A 19,694-nucleotide genomic window follows, 5' to 3' on the forward strand; every position below is an offset into this window, starting at 1 on the left:
TTGGGCCACCTCGCATCCGGCGATAGTAAACCCCGGTGTAGTGAGCGGCGGCCACGCGGGGCGGTCACAGCGACGGTTCGCTCCGCTACTCCGGGGAACGGCGCTATCGACGCCGTCGCGTCACTCCGTGGGAACGTTCAGTCGTGTCGAACGTGACTCGAACGCACCGAACACGGGGGACTGGTTAAGTCCATGCCGTACGAGACGCTCGTATGGACGTTCAACCGATGACGGACGACGGCGAGGAGGTTCTCGACGGGGTCCACCTCGCACAGCTTGCGACGGGGCGTCAGGGCAGTGTTCAACACTTCCGTATCGAGTCGGGCGCGCTCGTCGGAACGCACAGCCACGAACACGAACAGATCGGATGGGTGTCGTCGGGGGAGTTGCTGTTCACGGTCGACGGCGAAGAGTATCTCGTCGGGCCGAACACCTCCTACGTCATTCCGGGAGCGGTCCCACACTCGGCCGAGAACCGCGGCGAGGTCGACGCCGTCGGTATCGAAGTGTTCTCACCGCCGCGGGTGACACCGCCGTGGGAGGGTGACGACGAATAAACGGGACACTCACCCGAAACTCACTGACCCGCCCCCGCGGACGAAACCGCGTGAGCTGGGGTTCGACGCCGGACTACGGGAGGAGTTCTTCGAGTTCGGCCTCCCGGTGGACGTCGAGCGGGCGGTCGACGAGTGGGACGGGTCCCTCGACAGCCTCACGCTCGGCGTGCGTCCCGAGGACCTGAGCGACCTGTCGGTCCTCGACGAGGACGAGTACACCGAAAACAGCACTCTCGACGCACAGGTGAAAGTCGTCGAGCCGATGGGCTCGGACAAGTTCCTCACGGTGACCTCGAAGACCGACGATGACACGGAGTTCAGCGCCCGCGTCGCCCCCGAGAGCAGTGTCGAGCCGGGCGAATCGATTTCGCTTTCGGCCACGCTCGACAAGATTCACCTGTTCGACGACGAGACCGGTCAGAACATCACCTACTGACCGCCGCCGGTTCGTTTTCAGCGGACGTTTCTCTCGTCTCAGCCGCTGGTGAGCACGCACCAGAAACGACGGGCGGGCCGACGACAGCACCCAGCGATACCAATCGCGCACCGGACGCCGCAACCGTCCGGAATCGAGACGGACTCCTCCGAGTCCCATGACAACAATTATCATTTTCGTCCCGTATGGTACTGCTATGGCTATCGGTACTATCGGGGCGTTCGAACGGTCGCTTACAGACGTCGGCGTGGAGTTGACGCGCGCGACCCCCGCGACGTTCTCCGAGACGCTCGCGAGCGTCGTCGACGAACCGGCCGTCGGAACCCCGCTCGGCTTCGACGGCGTCTCGCTGAAGGACACTCCCGTAACGACGGAACTCACGCCGAGAGACCTCACCGAGGCGCGGACCGGCGTCACGCCAATCGGGCGCACAATCGCACAGTACGGGACGCTCGTCGTCGAGTCGAACGCCGCCGGGAACGAACCCGTCTCGCTTTACCCGCCGACACACGTCGGCGTCGTCCGCGAGAGCGACGTTCTCGAGGACGTGACCGAGGCGATGCCGAAGCTCGCCGAGCAGTTTTCCGACGGCGGGTCGGTCGTCTTCGCCACGGGAGCGAGCGCGACCGGCGATATGGGCGCACTCGTGAAAGGGGTCCATGGACCGAAGACGGTTCGCGTGGTCCTCGTGGAGGGACTATGAGCCTCGAAGAGCGCCGGGCGAAAGCGAGACACATCCGTCACTTACTGGAGACCGAAGGCCGCGCGATTCGCGAGAACACGACCGTGTTCAACGAAGACCGCTACGAAGTCTCCGAGAGCTTCGACGGCTACGAGGGGCTCCGCAGTCGGGCGCGCCGAATCAAGGAAGACGCAATCGACCGACTTCCGGAGCTCATCGACCGGCTCCGCGAGAGCGTCGAGGCCAACGGCGGCGAGCTCTACGTCGCCGACGACGCGGCGGACGCCAACCGGTACATCGAAGCCGTCGTCGACGACGAGGACGCGGACACCGTGGTGAAATCGAAGTCGATGACGACCGAGGAGTTGGACGTCAACGACCACCTCGAAGCCGCCGGCGTCGACGTCTGGGAGACCGACCTCGGCGAGTTCGTCCTCCAGGTCGCAGACGAGTCGCCGTCGCATCTCGTCGGCCCCTCGCTCCACCGCTCACAGGAAGACGTCGCTCGACTGTTCAACGAACGGTTCGACCCGGACGAGCCGTTCGAGACGGCAGAAGAGCTCACGGCGTTCGCGCGTGATTACCTCGGAACCCGCATTCGCTCTGCAGACGTGGGGATGACCGGTGCGAACTTCGTCCTCGCTGATTCGGGCACGATTACGCTCGTCACGAACGAGGGGAACGCCCGCAAGACGGCGGTGACCCCGAACACGCACATCGCGGTCGCGGGCGTCGAGAAAGTCATCCCGAGCGCCGACGAACTCCAACCGTTCGTCGAGCTCATCGCGAAGGCGGCGACGGGACAGCCCATCTCCCAGTACGTCACGATGCTCACCCCGCCCGTGGAGTCGCCGACTATCGACTTCTCTCGGCCGACCGAACCGCTCGGGTCGGGCGACGACGACAGAGCGTTCCATCTCGTCCTCGTGGACAACGGTCGGATGGCGATGCGAGACGACGACCAACTGCGCGAGACGCTCTACTGCATTCGGTGCGGGGCGTGCGCGAACTCCTGTGCGAACTTCCAGCACGTCGGCGGCCACGCCTTCGGCGGCGAGACCTACACCGGCGGTATCGCGACCGGGTGGGAAGCCGGCGTTCACGGACAGGACTCGGCGGCGACGTTCAACGACTTCTGTACGGGGTGTTCGCGCTGTGCGGACGCCTGCCCCGTAAAAATCGACATTCCGTGGATAAACACGGTCGTCCGCGACAGAATCAACCGCGAGTCGGACGAAGACGCCTTCGACTTCCTCGTCGAGGGGCTGACTCCCGATGCGGAGCCGGGGGGTCTCGACGCGCAGAAGCGTCTCTTCGGGAACTTCGGGACGCTGGCACGGGTCGGGTCGGCGACGGCACCGCTCTCGACCCGACTCGCGGAGCTCGGGCCGGTGCGGTCGGCGATGGAGCGGTTCTTCGGCGTCGACGCCCGGCGCGACCTCCCGACGTTCGAGCGTGAGACGTTCGCCGACTGGTTCGCCGCACACGACTCGCCGGACAACGACGGGCGCGAGGTGGTCGTCTACCCCGACGCGTACACCAACTACGTGCTCGTCAACCGGGGGAAGGCGGCGGTGAGGACGCTCGAGGCGCTGGGCGCGCAGGTCGAACTCGCGGCGCCACAGGAGAGCGGCCGGGCACCGCTCTCACAGGGGATGATACGGACGGCAACCCGGCGGGCGTCCGAGGTGAGTGCCGACCTGACGACGTACATCGACGACGGGTTCGACGTCGTGGTCATCGAGCCCTCGGACCTCGCCGCGTTCCGCCGAGAGTACGGGAAGCTCCTCGACGGGGAGACACACGAGCGACTCGCAGGGAACTCCTACGACGTTATGGAGTACGTCTACGGCTTACTCAACACCGGTGCCGACGCGAGCGTTCTCGCCGAGCCGTCGGAGCCGCTTGCGTACCACAGCCACTGTCAGCAGCGCACCATCGGCGTCGAGACGTACACCGAGGCCGTCCTGACGGACCTCGGCTTCGACCTCATCACGTCGGACGTCGAGTGCTGTGGGATGGCGGGGAGCTTCGGCTACAAAAGCGAGTACTACGAACTCAGCATGGACGTCGGGAGCGACCTCGAAGCGCAGTTCGCAGACGCGACCGACCGCACGCTCGTCGCGAGCGGGACCTCCTGTACCGAACAGCTCGGCGACCTGTTCGAACGGGACGTCGTCCATCCGGTCGAACTCATCGCACCGGAGTAAGAGACGGGTCGGAGCTTCCCGCCACGGAGCGGGTTCCCGCACGATCTCAGGGCTGTGCGTCGCGGCTTCCGCGGGGAAGATTATTGACGGTGGCCCGCGACCATCACGACGATGCCTCACTCGAAGTACGAGCATCTCGTAACGGAGATGAACGCAGGAGTCGGATGGCGGAACCTCGCGGACGACGGGCTGTCCCGCGACCCGACACGGGACGTCGAGATTACGGCCGTCGACTGCCGAGTGCTCGGCGGGAACTTCCCGTGGAACCTCGTGACCGTCGAGACGGACGCCGGCGTCCGCGGATACGGTGAAGCGTTCGCCGGACCGGTCAGCGAACACGTCGAGTTCCTTGAAAACGGCCTCGTCGGCGAGAACCCCTACGACGTCGAGCGCCTTACCGAGCACATGACCCAGATGCTGTCCGGACTCGCCGGGGGCGAAGGCTACTCGCAGGCGGCGGTGTCCGGTATCGAAACCGCCCTCTGGGACGCCGTCGGGAAGCTCACCGGCCTCCCAGTCTATCAGTTGCTCGGCGGGAAGTTCCGCGACTCGGTCGCCATCTACTGTGACTGCCACGCGGGCGAACACCTCGGCGAAGGCGGCGACGACCCCCACGAAACGTACGACCCGGCCGTGTACGCCGACGTCGCCGAAGCCGTCGTCGGTGAGGGGTTCGACGCGCTGAAGTTCGACCTCGACGTCGCGCCGGGGGACACTGACACGGCGACGCGTCGCCTCACGAACGCCGCCGTCCAACACAAGGTCGATATCGTGGACGCGATTCGGGAGCGGATTGGGGTGGAGCCGACGCTCGCGTTCGACTTCCACTGGAGTTTCACCGTCGAGACGGCCCTTCGACTCGCGCGCAAGCTCGAACCGTACGACCTCGCGTGGATAGAAGACCCCGTCCCGCCGGAGAGCGCCGACGCGCACCGGCGAGTCACGGCGGGGACGACCACCCCAATCCTCGCCGGGGAGAACCTCGTTCGCACGGAGGGTTTTCTTCCGTTTTTCGAGGCGGGGGCAATCGACATCGCCGCCCCGGACATCCAGAAGTGCGGCGGGTTGAGCGAGTTCCGGAAGATTGCGACCGTCGCCGACGCGTACGACGTGCCAATCACCCCGCACAACGTCGCGAGCCCGCTCGGAACCATGGCGTCCGTCCACGCCTGTGCGACGGTTCCCAACGCGTTCGCGCTCGAATACCACGCTCGCGACGTCGACTGGTGGGACGACCTGCACACGGGCGGTCCACTCATCGAAGACGGAGCGATCGCGGTTCCCGAGCGGCCGGGCCTCGGCATCGACCTCGACGTCGGCGAGGTAAACGACCGACTCGCCGCCGGCGAAGAACCGCTGGAAGCCGAGGGCTGACGGCGGCAGACTTTTCTTCGAATGTGCAAACGTAAATCACATGGTAGACGGTGACAATCGTCGGGACGGACCAGTCCCGATCTCGGAGGCGACTGTTCTCGAAGCGAGCGGCATGGACTCGGTCCCGGAGGTGGGCATCGTCGAACAGTTGTGGGAGACGGACCCGATTCCGGACGCGGAGCTTCGGGACAGCGTGTTCGACGCCGTCGAACAGCTCGAATTCGACGGGGTACCGGACGGCGGCGAAGTCGCCGTCGGGGCGGGGAGCCGGGGTATCGCGAACATTCCGACCATCGTTAGCGCCGTCGTCGACGCGCTCGACGACCGCGGGTACGAGCCGTTCGTGTTCCCGGCGATGGGGAGCCACGGGGGTGCCACCGCCGAGGGCCAACGCGAGATGCTCGAAGCGCTCGGGATAACCGAAGAGCGCCTCGGCTGTGAGATTCGAGCGACGATGGATACGGTCGTCATCGGGAAGACACCGGACCGAGACGTCGAGGTCCACGCGGACGCGAACGCGGCGGCCGCGGACGCGATAATCCCGGCCAACCGCGTGAAGCCCCACACGGACTTTCGGGGCGACGTGGAGTCGGGGCTCTCGAAGATGCTCGTCATCGGGATGGGCAAACAGCGCGGCGCGAAAACGGCACACGACTGGGCCGCCGACTGGAGTTTCCGGGAGATGCTCCCCGAAATCGCGCGCCTGCACGTCGAGAACCTCCCGATTGCCGGCGGCATCGCCATCGTCGAGGACGAACACGACGACACCGCATTCATCGAGGGGGTGCCGCCGTCGGGCTTCTTGGACCGAGAGGCGGAACTCCTCGAACTCGCCTACGAGCACCTCCCGACCATCCCGTTCGACGAGGTCGACGTGCTCGTGGTAGACCGGATGGGAAAGGACATCTCCGGGGCGGGCATGGACACGAACGTCATCGGACGAATCGTGTACGGGTTCGAACCGGACCCACCGAAACCGGACATCACTCGGATATTCGTTCGCGGGTTGACGCCGGCCTCCCACGGGAACGGTTCGGGGCTCGGGTCGGCGGACTTCATCCACGCGGACCTGTTCGAGGAACTGAACTGGAGCGACACGCTGGTCAACGTCCTCACCGCGAGCACCCCGCGGGCCGCCCGGATTCCGCCGGCCGTCGAAACCGACCGGACCGGTCTCATCGCCTCGCTGTCCACCATCGGCGTGGGGGCCCTCGAAGCCCCGCGCGTCGTTCGCATTCGCGACACGATGCGTCTCGGCCGCCTCGCCGTTTCGGCACCGCTCATCGAGGAGGCGCGCGACCGCGACGACCTGCGCGTCGTCGAAGAGCCCACACCCGTCGAGTTCGAAGACGGGCAGTTCGTCGACGACGTCCTCGAACCGGGCGACCACTGACGGGGCGGAAGACGAGAAACACTGATAACACTCGAACGAAACCGTGTGGTATGGAGCCATCACTCATACTACCGCCGGAGCGCGACGAACGGTGGGACCTCGCGAAACAGGTCGGCGTCGAGACCGCCGTCGTCCACACGCTTGAAATCGGTGACGGGTCGCGCCCGTGGAAGTACGACGAACTGCTCGCGTTGACTCGGGAGTTTCGCGACTACGGTCTCGACGTCGGGGTTATCGAAGGCTGTGTTCCGATTTCCGACGACACTCGACTCGGTCGCGACGGTCGCGACGAGGAGATAGAGCGGTTCAAGCAGTACCTTCGACATCTCGGTTCGCTTGACGTGCCGGTCGTCGCCTACGACTGGATGGCGGGCAAGCGGTGGGCGCGGACCTCCACGGCGCTCCCCGCCCGCGGTGGGTCGCTGACGACGGCGTACAGTAACGAGTTCATGGAAGACGCGCCCGAACAGGAACTCGCCCCCGTCCACGCGGACGAGCTGTGGGACGCCCTCGAACATTTCCTCAACGAGGTGGTCCCAGTCGCCGAGGAGGCGGGCGTGAAGCTCGCGTTGCACCCCGACGACCCGCCGATTGAGAACCTCCGCGGCGTCGACCGAATCGTCACGTCGCCGGAGCACTACGAGCGCGTGATGGAGATGTACGACAGCGAACACAACGGAATCACCTTCTGTCAGGGCAACTTCGCCGCGATGGGCGCGGACATCCCGGAGACGATTCGACGCTTCGGCGACCGAATCAACTTCGTGCATTTCCGCGACGTCGAGGGAACGAACGAGCGGTTCGTCGAGACGTGGCACGACGAGGGGCCGACCGATATGCGCGCCTGCATCCAGGCGTACCGCGACATCGGGTTCGACGGGCCGGTTCGACCCGACCACGTCCCGACGATGGCCGGCGAGGAGAACTCGAACCCAGGGTACATGACGCTCGGGCGACTGTACGCGACGGGGTACCTGAAAGGCCTGCTAGAGGCGGTCGAGTAACGGCCGGACACTCGCGGTGTGACCGCTCTCGACCGATGTGAGACGGCGCGTCCACGGGCGCATGCAGGCGAATATCGGATACCTGCACGCAGAACTCAGGTCTGGTTCCGGCTAGGCGATTCGGTTGTCGGGGTCCACGCCACCGATGAGGCTCTCTATTCCCTCGGCAATCATGCGGGGACCGTTCGTCACGGCGTCGCGCGTCGACCCCGCGGTGTGCGGTGAGAGGACGACGTTGTCCATTTCGAGGAACGGGTGGTCCTCCGGGAGGGGTTCGGTCTCGAAGACGTCGAGCGCCGCCCCCGCAATCGACCCCGTTCGCAACGCGTCGACGAGCGCGGCTTCGTCTACGAGCCCTCCACGGGCGGAGTTGACGAGTATCGCGGACTGGTTCATCCGAGCCAACTCGTCTTCGCCGAGCAGTCCCCGCGTCTCCTCGGTCAGTCGCGCGTGAAGCGTCACGGCGTCCGCGCGTTCGAGCAGGCCGTCGAGCGTCGCGCGTTCGACACCGGCGTCGTCGAACGTCGACTCGTCCTGATAGGGGTCGTACGCGAGGAGTTCGGGGCCGAACCCCGAGAGCCGTCGGGCGACCTGTTGGCCGATGTTTCCGAACCCGACGATACCGATGGTCATCGCCTCGATGTCGCGGGGTAACCGGCTCGGGTCGAACTCTTGGCTCCACTCGCCGGCGTGGAGCGCCCTCGTGTGGTGCGGAATCTCGCGGACCGTCGTGAGCAAGAGGCTGACGGCGTAGTCGGAGACCGCGTTCTTGTTCCGTCCGGGCGCGTGGAGGACGGCGACGTCGTTCGCCTCGGCCGCCTCGACATCGACGTTCTCGACGCCACCCCGGGCGGCCCCGACGACCTGCAACGAGTCCCCCGCCTCGATTACTGACGCGGAGACGGGCGCTTTGTGCACGACGAGGGCGTCCACGCCGTCGAGGTGCTCCTCGATTATCGGCGTGTCGTAGGCGGACGGGCCGCGCGACTCCATCTCCATCGTGACCTCCCGGAACCGTTCCGCGGAGACGTCGCCTTTCCAGTCGATGCGGGAAAACGACACGCCTTCTGATTCGAGGAACGAGGCCGCCTCGTACATGTACTCGCTCGGCTGTTGTGGGTCTCCACAGAGGAGCACGGTTTCAATCGTCATTCGTTTGGGTCTCCCGCTCAATCGACGTTAATTTTTCCCAGGCCGGGGCGATCCCCTCGGCGGCCAGTCGGTATGCCTCGTGGACCTCCCGGTAGGCGTCGGTGTGCGCGGGCGTCGGGTCGTGTCGACGTTCGACCCCGACGACGTGCTCGACGGCGGATTCGACGTCGTCGTACAGGCCGACGGCGAGGCCGGCGCAGATAGCGACACCTCGGGCACCCGCTTCTCGGCCCGCCGGGACGACGACCCGTTCGTCGAGAACGTCGGCGAACATCTGGGACCACACCGCGCTCTTCGCGCCGCCTCCACCGAGACGGACGTCGGTGAGTCCGTCTTCGGACGCGAGTTCGAGCAACCGGTCGCTCAACGAGAGGGCGACGCCTTCGTATATCGACCGTAACATCTCGCCTCGGTCGTGTTCGATTGTCAGCCCGACGAACGCGCCGCGTTCGTTCGGGTCGTCGGTCGACCCCTGAAGGTTCGGGAGGAACACGACCCCGTTCGAGCCGATTGGGACCTCCGCGACCGTCTCGTTCAGTCTGGCGTAGAACGCGGCGTCGGACGCCGCCTCGTCGTGCCAATCGCGACAGCATTCTCGGGTGAACCAGTCGACCGCGGCCGCGGCGGACCTGCTTCCGCGGTACCGGAGCCACGCGTCGCCGAGGTACCGCCGACTCAGCCCTCCGCCGTCGGCGCTGTCCGGGTCGGCGGAGACGTAGATACTCTGCCCCCAGGTGCCGACGATGAGCGACCCCTGCCCCGGTCGAACCGCACCCGACCCGAGCGCGACAGCGCCGACGTCGTGAAGTCCGGAGGCGACGGGCGTGCCGGCTTCGAGTCCGGTCTCGTCGGCCGCCGACGCGGTCACCTCGCCACAGACCGCCGTACTCCGGACGACGGGTGGCAGTGCGTCAGCGCAGTCGCCGAGGCCGAGTGTGTCGAACAGCTCCGACGAGTACGCCTCGTCTTCGATGTCGTAGAAAACGCTCGCCTCCATCTCGTCCGTACAGACGACGTCCGTGAGTCGGTATTTGAGGTAGTCCTTGCAGAACAGGAGTCGGTCGATAGCGCCGTAGACTTCCGGTTCTTCCTGCCGAATCCATCCGAGGATGCTCAACGGGTCGGCGACGAAAGGTTCGTACCCCGTAATCGAGCGAACCGCCTCCGAGCGGCCGCTTTCGTCCCACGACTTGACGACGTCACTCGCGCGGCTGTCCAACGACGTGATGCCGTCTCTGACCGGCTGTCCGCGGTCGTCGAGCGCGTACAGTCCGTGTCCGTGGCCGGCGACGCCGACCCCGGCGATGGCCCCCGCCTCGACGGTGGACTCCCCGAGAACCTCGCGAATCGTCTCACACGTCACGTCCCAGAACGCCGAGAGGTCGCGCTCGACGCGGCCGGCGCGGGGGCGCTCGTTCGGGGTCGGTCGAACCGCGACTGCCCGCTCTCTCCCGTCGGTATCGAACACCGCGGCTTTGACGTTCGTCAATCCCGCGTCGACTCCGAGGAGGAGTGGGTCGTCTGCCGTCTCCATGGCACTCACACGTACAGGCTCTCGCCGGCGCTCCCGGAGAGTGCGGCGACCTCGGTCATCACGTCGGCGATTCGGTCCTGAACCTCTCGACAGACCCGGTGAGGCGTGAAGTCGCGTTTGTTCGGCGACCACTCCGCGTCGCCGAAGAACCCCTGTCGGTCGTCGTCGACGCCCTCGGGTGGGAGGATGCTCGACTCGTGGTCCCGATAGAACTCGCAGGCCGTTCTGGCGAACTCGTACTGGTATCTGGTGTTCTTGTTCAGCTTACACACCCCGGTCGAGAGGAGGTCTTGGACCTGCCTATCGGAGAGTCCAGACGACCCGTGGACGACAAGCGGCGTATCGAGGCCGTGGTCCGCCAGCGCCTGCCCCACGTCGCGTGCGATGTCCGGACGGAGTTCGAGGTCGCGGCCCTTCGAAACGCCGTGTTCCGTCCCGATGGAAATCGCGAGGAGGTCGACGCCCGTCCTGTCGACGAACTCGACGGCCTGTTCGGGGTCGGTGTAGTACGCCTCGGTCGTCTCGACGCCGCCCTCGATGCCCTTAATCATCCCGAGCTCGGCCTCGACGAGCATGTCCTGTTCGCGGTTTCGAACCGTCTCGACCACGTCGCGGGTGCGCGAGACGTTCTCCTCGAACGGTTCGTGCGACGCGTCGACCATCAGCGAGGAGGGGACCCCGGAAGCGACGCAGGATTCGAGGAACGCGCGGTCGTCTGCGGGGACGTGGTCGACGTTGAGGAACACGCCGACGTCAGCGTCTTCGCCGAGTTTCTCGACGTGCGTCGCTAAGATATCTAACCCCGTGTGGGGGTCGCCGTTCCCGGCGAACGCGGCGGTGTCACGTTTCACCTGCACGACGAGGTCCGAATCGACGCGCTCCGCGCCGCGGACGAGTCCGGTCAGGATGTTCGTCTCGGTGATGTTGCTCGCGACGAACCCGTACCCGCTCGTTCGCGCCCGCTCGTAGACCGTGGATAGCTCCGACCCGCGTGAATATGGCATTGGGTGTCAATCTCACGGTGTGCTGAAATACGTGTCGGATACTGTTCGAACGTCCCGACGGTCACTGCGCCCGAACCCAGTGGCGACGTCCCGTTCAGCGATGGTGAACACGACCACGGTCTCCCCGCGTCACTGTGTCACATTGCATCTCGTCTCCCTCGGTCGATTCGGCTCGTCCGCCCCAATCTCGTTACGGACGTAGAGCTGTAATTCGGACGCCTCTGACTCTGTAGACATCCGTGCGACGATACTGAACGCTCGAACTGTGTGCGGGCCGTCTCTCCGGTAAGTTCGTCGAAAAACGCGGGGCGGGCGCGTGAAATCGCGTCGCCTCGAACTCAATCAGTCTCGGTCGTGGGGCAGGACCGTCCGGTGATGGGAAACGGAGTTCGGGGGACGGGGCGAGTCGAAGTCGAGAACGGTTCGGCCGGGAGGTTGTTCCCGAACCACCCGTTCGTCAGACGGCCGTGACCGTGTTTTCGAGGACGCCGATGTCGTCGATTTCGATGCTGACGTCGTCACCGGGTTTCAGGGTGAACCCCTCTTCGGGGACGAGTGCCGTCCCGGTCAACAACACCACCATCTCCGGGACGGAGTTGTGTCGGGTGAAGTACGACACGATTTCCTCGCACGACTTCACCATCTCGGATGTCGAGGTCGACCCCTCGTAGAGGACGGTCCCGTCGCGTTCGATGCGCATCGACATTTCGAGTCCGTGCGGGTCGCTCACCGACTCGGCGGACGCGACACACGGTCCGATAGCACAACAGCGGTCGTACACCTTCGCCTGCGGCAGGTACAGCGGGTTTTCGCCCTCGATGGAACGACTGCTCACGTCGTTGCCGACAGTGTAGCCGACTATCGCACCCCGATGGAGGACCACCGCGAGTTCGGGCTCCGGGACGTCCCACGTGGAGTCGCCCCGGACGCCCACAGCCTCGTTCGGACCGACCGTCCGGCTCTCCGTCGCCTTGAAGAAGATTTCTGGACGCTCCCCATCGTAGACGTCGAGGTAGACGTCCGGCGTCTCGCTTTCGGCCTCTCGCGCCTGTTCGCTGATGTGGTACGTGACGCCCGCGGCCCACACCTCGTCGGGAACCACCGGACGCTCGATTCGCTCGTCGACGTACTCAGAAGAGAGACGCTCCGCGTCGTCGAGGAGTCCCGCGGCCACGTCGTCGATAGTCCGCCCAGTGATGTCCGCCGCCCGAGCGAGGTCACAGAAGGTCTCTACGTTGGAGTTGGCGCTCGTGAGGTCGTAGACGTCGCCGCCCTCGGACACAGCGAGTGCTGACCGCTCTGTCCCCGCGAGTGCGTGATATCGCATGAAAAGACGGAACGGCCACTACTACATAATTGTTACCGAGGAACGAGATCTCCGCACCGCCGCGAGTGGACGAGGGCCTCGCTCACGCTATGGATGGGTGGAAATACGGGAAGAAGAGACGGGCTGGTTGCGGCGGTATCGCAATTAGTCACGCGATTGATGGTTGATAGTCTGACGAGTCGCCTCTCTTTCCCGTACGATATACTGTGTGTTACCGTTGCACATGAATCTTTGGGCTGAAACCGACCGCTCGGTCAGTCGGCCCGGACGGTGTGTTCCAGCGTCCGAATCCCCTCGATATCGACTTCGACACGGTCGCCGTCGGAGAGCGGGCCGACGCCTTCGGGGGTCCCCGTGGAGATGACGTCTCCCGGTTCGAGCGTCATGTACGACGTAATCTCCGCGACGAGTTCTGGAATCGTGAAGATGAAGTCTGCCCGCGAGGAGTCCTGTCTCGTCTCGCCGTTGACTCTGAGTTCGATGCGCGCGTCGGCAGGGACCTCGTCGGGCGTCGAGACGACGGGTCCGAGCGGCGCGCTGTTGTCGAACGCCTTGCCGCGAATCCAGTTCTGTTCGACCTCTTGGTCGTCTCGGTTCGAGATGTCGTTCAGACACGTGAACCCGGCAATCACGTCCATCGCGTCGTCCGGCTCGACGTTCCGGCACTGCTCTCCGATGACGACGCCCAGTTCGGCTTCGTAATCGACGCGCTGTTTCCCGGCGGGGAGGGTGACCGTGTCTCCGTGCGCAGCGAGCGCGTTCGGCGGCTTGAGAAACAGCAGGGGCCGCTCCGGGATGTCCATCCCCGACTCCTCGGCGTGCTTTTCGTAGTTCAGGCCGACGCAGACGATTTTCGACGGCTCGCACGGCGGGAGGACGTCAACGGTCGCCGGGTCGAACGTTTCGCCGCCGAACGAGATACCGTCGTCGGTCCATTCGCCGGTTCTGACACTCCCCGCTGGGTCGCGAAATCTAACGCGTTGCATGTCTAACGGCGACACGCGCACCCGGCAAAACGGTTTCGCCTTCGACAACTTCGGGCGCGACCGCCTAGCGATGACGAACAGACATACGACAATCGTGAACAACAATTATTAACGATGAATGTCAACAGGTGGGTAGCATGGGAACGAACATGGCAAACACGATCGGGGCGTTGGGAACCTCGCTCGAGATTCTCGAAGCGTTGAAAGAACGAGGGTCGGCGGGTGTCACAGAGTTAGCCACCGAACTCGACCTCCCGAAGAGTACGGTCTACAGTCACCTTCGGACGCTCCGAGAACACGGATACGTCGTCCAGCGCGACGAGCGTTACTGCATCGGACTCAAGTTCCTCAGTCTGGGCGAGCACACCCGCGACCGGATGCCCCTGTACGAGGTGGTGAAGCCCGAAGTGAAAGGACTCGCCGAACAGACGGGAGAGCTCGCGAACCTGCTCGTCGAAGAGCACGGCGAGGGCGTCTACCTCTTCCGCTCGAAGGGCGAACAGGCCGTCTCGCTCGACACGCACGCCGGGATGCGCGTCAAGCTCCACTGTACGTCGCTCGGGAAGGCCATTCTCGCGTACCTCCCCGAGGTGCGAGTCGACGAAATCATCGAGCGCTGGGGCCTCCCCGCACAGACGGCGACGACCATCACCTCGCGCGAGGCGCTCGAAGAAGAGCTCGCGGCGGTTCGCGAGCGGGGGTACGCCTACGACAAGGGAGAACGCCTCTCTGGGCTTCGGTGTATCGCGGCGCCCATCAAGAACCCCGACGGCCACGCCATCGGTGCCGTGAGCGTCTCCGGCCCGACGAGTCGGATGAAGGGCGAACGGTTCGAATCGGAAATCCCGGAACAGGTCATGAGCGCCGCGAACGTCATCGAACTCAACCTGACGTACTCATAGCGGTCCGCGCGCCGACAAGCGTCTCTCACCGAACGTCGCACGACCGCCCTTCGTTTCCCCTCCCGTCCGGCCGCCGTGCCCGCCGGCTCTCTCTCTCGCGAGCGCGTCCACCCGTCGAACGCACCCGAGCCGCCGCGCCGTTCACATCGACGGGCCGACGCGGGTGATTGCGAACTCCGTCAAGCCGTGTTCTTCGGCGAGACACGCCGTTCCGTTCGCCACGTCGACCAGTCGCTCCAGTACGTCGTCCGGGTCGGCACGCCGCGCGGAGAGGCTGATGTCGTTCGGGAGCGCCGCCGCGGTCCCCGGGTCGCCGGTCACCTTGACGACCGGGACGAGCGGGTGCCCGGAGAGGATTCCGTCGCCAGTGACGTGCACGACGACGTTCGCCCCCGCCGCGGCGAGCGCAGTCGTCGCCTCGCCGAACCGAGACGGGGCGTCGACGGCGGCGAGGCCCGACGAGAGGGTCGCACGCTCGCCGTACGGGAGCACTTCTGAGACGGTGTTTCTCCCCCACGCTCGCGTGACCTCCTCGAACGGGCGGTCACGCGCGAACTGGCCGACGCGGGTCGCCCGGGCCGGGTGTCCCTCGTGTCTGTCGAGAAGGGCCTCCATCGCATCCCGCGCCTCGTCCATTGCGGCGTCGCGCGCCCCGTCCGGGTTGGCGACCAACCGCTCGTTGCCGGCGGCGACCACGCGACCCCCGGCGTCGACGATTTCGTCGGCGACGCGGCCGACGAGCGGGTCGGCCGACGCGACCGTGGACGCGTCGAGGTCGCTCGACACGACGCCGAGCGTCAGGTCGCTGAGGTCGGCGACCGTCTGCGACGTGCGCCGCGACTGGACGAGTTCGGTCGCGGCTTCGACGCCCCGTTCGATGCACTCGTCGGTTCCGCCGACACCCTGAATGGACAGTTCGCGGACGGCGACGTCGCGGGATTCGAGCGCGGTCGCCACCTCGGCGCTCTGGACTTCCTCACAGCCGAGTCCGACCACGACCGTTCCGGCGACGTTCGGGTTCTGCGCCATCGAGAGGAACGTCCGCCGGGTCTGCTCGTTGTCGGCCCCGAGCTGGGCACAGCCGTGGTCGTGCGGGGTCGCCACGGCGTCGTCGACGCGCTCGGCGATTCGTTCGGCGACGAAGTGTGAACAGATGACCGACGGGAGGACCAAGACGTTGTCTCGGACACCGACCGTTCCGTCCGCTCGCGGCGTCCCCTCGAACGTCCGACCGGACGCGCTCGGCGTGCTCATGCGGACTCACCTCTCGCGGCCGCCCGGTCACCGCGGCCGCGCGTACTCTCGCAGTTGTGGGTGTGGACCCACTCGCCGACCTCTATCGCCTGCGTCGCCGTTCCGATGACCTCGCCGTACTTTCGGACTTCGCCGCCCGAGCCAACCGGTTCGAGCGCGACCTTGTGCCCGAACGGGACGTCCTCCGCGAGGACGACGGTTCGGCCGTCGGCGTCGATTTCGGTTCCCGATTCGAGGTCGTCGACCGTCGTTCCGACGTTGTCGGACGTGCTCAGTCGAAGGAGCGCGCCGTCCAAGACGCGGCCCTTCATCCGTCCACCTCCACGGTCAGCTCCTCGGGTTGAATCTCGTTTATCGCGAACTCCTCCAACCGGCGGTGTTCGGCCTCCGTGCGGCGGCCGTTCGCCACCTCGACGAGCGTCTCGAAGATGCGGGCACCGACCGAGTCTATCGACTCGCCGTCGAACACCGTCCCCGCGTTCACGTCGATGTTGTTCGACATCCGGTCCCACGTCTTGGGGTTTCCGGTCACCTTGATGACGGGCGCGAGCGGGTTTCCGGTCGTGCTTCCCCGACCGGTCGTGAACGCGATGACTTGCGCCCCGCCAGCGACCTTCCCGACGACGCTCTCGACGTCGTACCCCGGCGTGTCCATGAGGACGAGCCCGCCGTTCGTCGGCAGTTCGTCGCCGTAGTCGACGATGCCGCGAATCGGTGTCGTCCCCCCTTTGGAGATGGCCCCGAGGCTCTTTTCTTCGATAGTGGTGAGTCCGCCCTCCTGATTTCCGGGCGTCGGCTGTGCACCGCGGAGGTCGACGCCCATCAACTCGGCCATCCCCTCGCGCGCCTCGACGCGTTCGAGGATACGCTCCCGCGTCTCCTCGGAGACGCATCGGTCGGCGAGGATGTGCTCCGCGCCGATGAACTCCGGCGTCTCGCTGAACGAGGCGGTCCCGCCCGCCTCGACGAGGCGGTCGCACGCGGCGCCGACGGCGGGGTTGGCGGCGATTCCGCTCGTCGCGTCGCTCCCGCCGCATTCGACCCCGAAGACGAGTTCGGAGACGTCGGCGTCTTCGCGCCTCGCGCGGTCCGCTTCCGCTTTCAGTCGGTCGAGACGGTCCGCGCCTTCCGAAAGCGCGTTCGCGGTTCCGCCGGCCTCTCTGATGGTGAGCGTCTCCGTCGCCTTGCCCGTTGCCGCGATGTCGTCCGCAACCGTTTCGGCGTCGATGTCTTCGGTCCCGAGTTCGACGACGAGCGCCGCGCCGACGTTCGGGTTTCGACCGATTCCAACGAGGACGCGCTCGGTCTGTCGCCGTGCCGGGTCGGGCTGGCTCGTTCCGAGTTGGTGCGGCGTCGCCCGTGCCCACGCCCCCGCCTCGTCTGCGACCGCGGAAGCGACCGAAGACGCCGCGACTGACGTTGGAATGACGGCGACGTGATTTCGGACACCGACCCGGCCGTTCGACCGTCGGTATCCTTCGAACGAATGTCCCATGTTCACAGTTCATGGCAAGTACCGTGTTAGTCTTTTCGCCGATGGGGGTGGGATTTTAGTAGTAGTCTCTCCGTCTCCACGTACATGCTTTCGTCCGGACTCGTCATCGCAGACGACCTCACCGGGGCGACGGACACGGGCCACGAGTTCGCCGCTCGCGGGCTCCGAACGCTCGTCTCGGCGTCGACCGCGCCGTCGGACACGCCGAGTTCCGACACGGACGTCCGGGTCGTCGATACGGACAGTCGATACGCCGACCCGTCGAGCGCGGCGGCGGCAGTCCACGACGTCGTCGGAACCGACGACCACTCGTTCGTCTACAAGAAGGTCGATTCGACGCTCAGGGGGAACCTCGTGGGAGAGACCGACGCCGTCCTCGACGCGACGGCGGCCGACCTCGCGCTCGTCGCACCCGCCTCCCCGAGAAACGGGCGGACGACCGTCGAGGGCTACCATCTCGTCGACGGCGTCCCGGTCGCGGAGACCGCCGCCGGCAACGACCCGGACAAGCCCGTCGAGACGTCGCACCTCCCCACGCGGTACTCCGCGTCGTCCTACTCCGTCTCTCGTCTGCCGGTGAACCGCGTGGCAACGGGGCCGGCGGCCGTCGCGGACGCGTTACGGGACCGGGCTCGGACGGGTCGCGGAATCGTCGTCGCCGACGCGTCGCACGAGCGGCATCTCGAAGCCCTCGCGGACGGCGCGGCGCGCTCGGGATTGAACGTCGTCTACGTCGGGAGCGCGGGGCTCGCGAGGTACGTCGAGACGCCGCCCCCCCGCGGTGCCGGGCCGGCGTCGGTCCCCACGCGAGACCGAACGGTCCTGTGTGTCGTCGGGAGCACGAACCCGACCACGCTCGACCAACTCGACGGGCTCCCCGCGGAGCCGGTCGTCTCGCTGGACCTCGATGCGGCCGTTGAAGACCCGGCCGGTGCGAGTGCCGAGGCCGCGGCGGCCTGTTCGTCACGCCTCGCGGACCGCGGCGTCGCGGTGCTGGTCTCCGCGCCTGACGAAGACGCCCCGCGCCGCGCGCTCGACGCGGGCCGACGGCTCGGCATCGACGACCAGACGGTCCGCGCTCGGGTGGCCGAGACGCTGGGTTCGACCGTCGAACGGCTCTGGGTCGGGGGACCCCCGGCACCGGAGTCGGTGTTCGTGACCGGCGGTGCGGTCGCCGCCGACGTCTTCGAATCGCTGGACGCGGCCGGCGTGGTCCTCTCCGGGACGGCCGTCGAGGAGGGCATTCCGCTCGGCCGTCTGTCGGGCGGCGTCGCCGACGGCACCCCGGTCGTGACGAAGGCCGGCGCGTTCGGGACTCCCGGGGCAATACGTAAGTGCATCGCCCGTTTGGGTGGGGACGATGCGTACGAGTAAGCCCCTGATTGCCGTGACGATGGGCGACCCCGCGGGTATCGGTTCTGAAGTCGCCGTCAAGGCGTTCCCGTCCGTGACGGAGTTCGCGCGCGTGGTCGTCGTCGGCGACCTCGGCGTGATGCGACGAGCGAGAGACGCCTGCGACGCGGAGTTCGAGATGCGCGCGGTCGATTCCGTCGACGCAGTCGAGGACGACCCGACCGCGCTGTCTGTCCTCGATTGCGACAACGTCGACGACCTCGTCCACGGCGAACTCCGCGAGGAGTACGGTGCCGCGAGTCTCGAATACGTCGAACGCGCCATCGACCTCGCGGTCGAAGGGGAGATAGACGCAATCGTCACCGCCCCCATCAACAAGCAGGCGACGCGGCTGGCGGGAAGCGAACACGCGGGTCATACCGGGCTCCTCGCCGCGCGGACCGGCACGGAGAACTACTCGATGATGCTCATCGAAGACGACCTGCGCGTGACTCACGTCAGCACGCACGTCCCGCTCCGAGAGGCGTGCGACCTCGTGACGACGGAGAACGTCCTCGAAACCGTCCGCGTGACCGACGACGCGCTCCGGAACCTCGGTATCGACTCCCCCCGCGTCGCCGTCGCCGGGTTGAACCCGCACGCCGGCGACGGCGGCCTCCTCGGCGACGAGGACGACGACGAGATCGCGCCCGCGGTCGAGCGTGCCGTCGCAGACGGCATCGACGCGACCGGACCGATAAGCCCCGACACCGTGTACGTCCGCGCCGCCCGGGGCGAGTTCGACTGCGTCGTCTCGATGTATCACGACCAGGGTCACATCCCGTTGAAGATGCTCGGCTTCGACGCGGCGGGTGGCGTCAGCGGCGTCAACATGACTATCGGGTTGCCCATCATCCGGACCAGCGTGGACCACGGAACCGCCTTCGACATCGCGGGAGAGGGAATCGCAAGCGAGACGAGCATGGTCGACGCGATTCGGGTGGCCGCCGACGTCAGCCGTCACCGCTGATATCGACGACGGCGATGGCGAC

Annotated in this window: 18 protein-coding genes; 10 read left to right on the forward strand and 8 right to left on the reverse strand. The window is 66.3% G+C overall.

The genetic code is table 11. The features are described 5' to 3' along the window. Positions 1 to 212: 212 nt before the first annotated feature. From C441_RS05890 to C441_RS05920, 7 genes are all read left to right on the forward strand, one after another. Positions 213 to 557 carry a cupin domain-containing protein gene (locus C441_RS05890; RefSeq protein ID WP_007274286.1) on the forward strand — a complete coding sequence of 115 codons (345 nt, stop codon included), beginning with the start codon at positions 213 to 215 and terminating at the stop codon, positions 555 to 557. Beyond that, positions 544 to 993 (forward strand): TOBE domain-containing protein, encoded by a 450-nt coding sequence (locus C441_RS05895; RefSeq protein WP_007274287.1) that lies wholly within the window; start codon positions 544 to 546, stop codon positions 991 to 993. The genes C441_RS05890 and C441_RS05895 overlap by 14 nt, the downstream gene beginning before the upstream one ends. A gap of 196 nt (positions 994 to 1,189) precedes the next feature. After that, positions 1,190 to 1,696: an LUD domain-containing protein gene (locus C441_RS05900; RefSeq protein WP_007274288.1), complete on the forward strand. Its 507-nt coding sequence runs from the start codon at positions 1,190 to 1,192 to the stop codon at positions 1,694 to 1,696. Then, positions 1,693 to 3,885, forward strand: coding sequence for an LUD domain-containing protein (locus tag C441_RS05905; protein WP_007274289.1), 2,193 nt, complete (start codon positions 1,693 to 1,695; stop codon positions 3,883 to 3,885). Before C441_RS05900 ends, C441_RS05905 begins: the two co-directional genes overlap by 4 nt. A gap of 111 nt (positions 3,886 to 3,996) precedes the next feature. Beyond that, entirely contained in the window at positions 3,997 to 5,259 is a 1,263-nt protein-coding gene (locus tag C441_RS05910; protein WP_083874902.1) for a mandelate racemase/muconate lactonizing enzyme family protein, read from the forward strand. Between the two features lie 40 nt (positions 5,260 to 5,299). Further along, positions 5,300 to 6,652, forward strand: a complete 1,353-nt coding sequence (locus C441_RS05915) for a DUF362 domain-containing protein (protein WP_049920464.1) — start codon at positions 5,300 to 5,302, stop codon at positions 6,650 to 6,652. A gap of 50 nt (positions 6,653 to 6,702) precedes the next feature. Beyond that, positions 6,703 to 7,656 carry a mannonate dehydratase gene (locus C441_RS05920; protein WP_007274292.1) on the forward strand — a complete coding sequence of 318 codons (954 nt, stop codon included), beginning with the start codon at positions 6,703 to 6,705 and terminating at the stop codon, positions 7,654 to 7,656. A gap of 111 nt (positions 7,657 to 7,767) precedes the next feature. Here the strand turns inward: C441_RS05920 and C441_RS05925 are convergent, their stop codons facing one another. The 5 genes from C441_RS05925 to C441_RS05945 all read right to left on the reverse strand — a co-directional run bounded on the left by C441_RS05925 (position 7,768) and on the right by C441_RS05945 (position 13,659). Continuing rightward, the gene (locus C441_RS05925) at positions 7,768 to 8,808 is read right to left on the reverse strand and encodes a 2-hydroxyacid dehydrogenase (RefSeq protein WP_007274293.1); all 1,041 of its coding nucleotides are present in this window, start codon (positions 8,806 to 8,808) and stop codon (positions 7,768 to 7,770) included. Then, positions 8,798 to 10,342, reverse strand: coding sequence for an FGGY-family carbohydrate kinase (locus C441_RS05930; protein WP_007274294.1), 1,545 nt, complete (start codon positions 10,340 to 10,342; stop codon positions 8,798 to 8,800). The genes C441_RS05925 and C441_RS05930 overlap by 11 nt, the downstream gene beginning before the upstream one ends. A 5-nt stretch (positions 10,343 to 10,347) precedes the next feature. Further along, entirely contained in the window at positions 10,348 to 11,346 is a 999-nt protein-coding gene (gene fba, locus C441_RS05935; protein WP_007274295.1) for a class II fructose-bisphosphate aldolase, read from the reverse strand. A 457-nt stretch (positions 11,347 to 11,803) separates the two neighbouring features. Beyond that, positions 11,804 to 12,673, reverse strand: a complete 870-nt coding sequence (locus C441_RS05940) for a fumarylacetoacetate hydrolase family protein (RefSeq protein ID WP_049920465.1) — start codon at positions 12,671 to 12,673, stop codon at positions 11,804 to 11,806. A gap of 254 nt (positions 12,674 to 12,927) precedes the next feature. Further along, entirely contained in the window at positions 12,928 to 13,659 is a 732-nt protein-coding gene (locus C441_RS05945) for a fumarylacetoacetate hydrolase family protein (protein WP_004968610.1), read from the reverse strand. 137 nt (positions 13,660 to 13,796) lie between these two features. On the opposite strand from C441_RS05945, the gene C441_RS05950 reads away from it, so the two are divergent. After that, the gene (locus C441_RS05950) at positions 13,797 to 14,561 is read left to right on the forward strand and encodes an IclR family transcriptional regulator (protein ID WP_007274297.1); all 765 of its coding nucleotides are present in this window, start codon (positions 13,797 to 13,799) and stop codon (positions 14,559 to 14,561) included. Between the two features lie 141 nt (positions 14,562 to 14,702). Here the strand turns inward: C441_RS05950 and C441_RS05955 are convergent, their stop codons facing one another. The 3 genes from C441_RS05955 to C441_RS05965 are packed head-to-tail and all read right to left on the reverse strand — an operon-like array spanning position 14,703 to position 17,310. Then, entirely contained in the window at positions 14,703 to 15,815 is a 1,113-nt protein-coding gene (locus C441_RS05955) for a UxaA family hydrolase (protein ID WP_007274298.1), read from the reverse strand. Next, positions 15,812 to 16,126: a UxaA family hydrolase gene (locus C441_RS05960; RefSeq protein WP_007274299.1), complete on the reverse strand. Its 315-nt coding sequence runs from the start codon at positions 16,124 to 16,126 to the stop codon at positions 15,812 to 15,814. The genes C441_RS05955 and C441_RS05960 overlap by 4 nt, the downstream gene beginning before the upstream one ends. Continuing rightward, on the reverse strand, positions 16,123 to 17,310 hold the full coding sequence (locus C441_RS05965; protein WP_007274300.1) for a UxaA family hydrolase: 1,188 nt from the start codon (positions 17,308 to 17,310) through the stop codon (positions 16,123 to 16,125). Before C441_RS05965 ends, C441_RS05960 begins: the two co-directional genes overlap by 4 nt. 84 nt (positions 17,311 to 17,394) lie before the next feature. Between C441_RS05965 and C441_RS05970 the strand changes: the two genes are divergently transcribed. Both C441_RS05970 and pdxA read left to right on the forward strand, forming a co-directional pair. Continuing rightward, the gene (locus C441_RS05970; protein ID WP_007274301.1) at positions 17,395 to 18,684 is read left to right on the forward strand and encodes a four-carbon acid sugar kinase family protein; all 1,290 of its coding nucleotides are present in this window, start codon (positions 17,395 to 17,397) and stop codon (positions 18,682 to 18,684) included. Beyond that, positions 18,671 to 19,672: a 4-hydroxythreonine-4-phosphate dehydrogenase PdxA gene (gene pdxA, locus C441_RS05975; RefSeq protein WP_049920466.1), complete on the forward strand. Its 1,002-nt coding sequence runs from the start codon at positions 18,671 to 18,673 to the stop codon at positions 19,670 to 19,672. The genes C441_RS05970 and pdxA overlap by 14 nt, the downstream gene beginning before the upstream one ends. Positions 19,673 to 19,694 lie beyond the last annotated feature (22 nt).

It is taken from the genome of Haloferax sulfurifontis ATCC BAA-897 (genome assembly GCF_000337835.1).
GTDB lineage: Archaea > Halobacteriota > Halobacteria > Halobacteriales > Haloferacaceae > Haloferax > Haloferax denitrificans.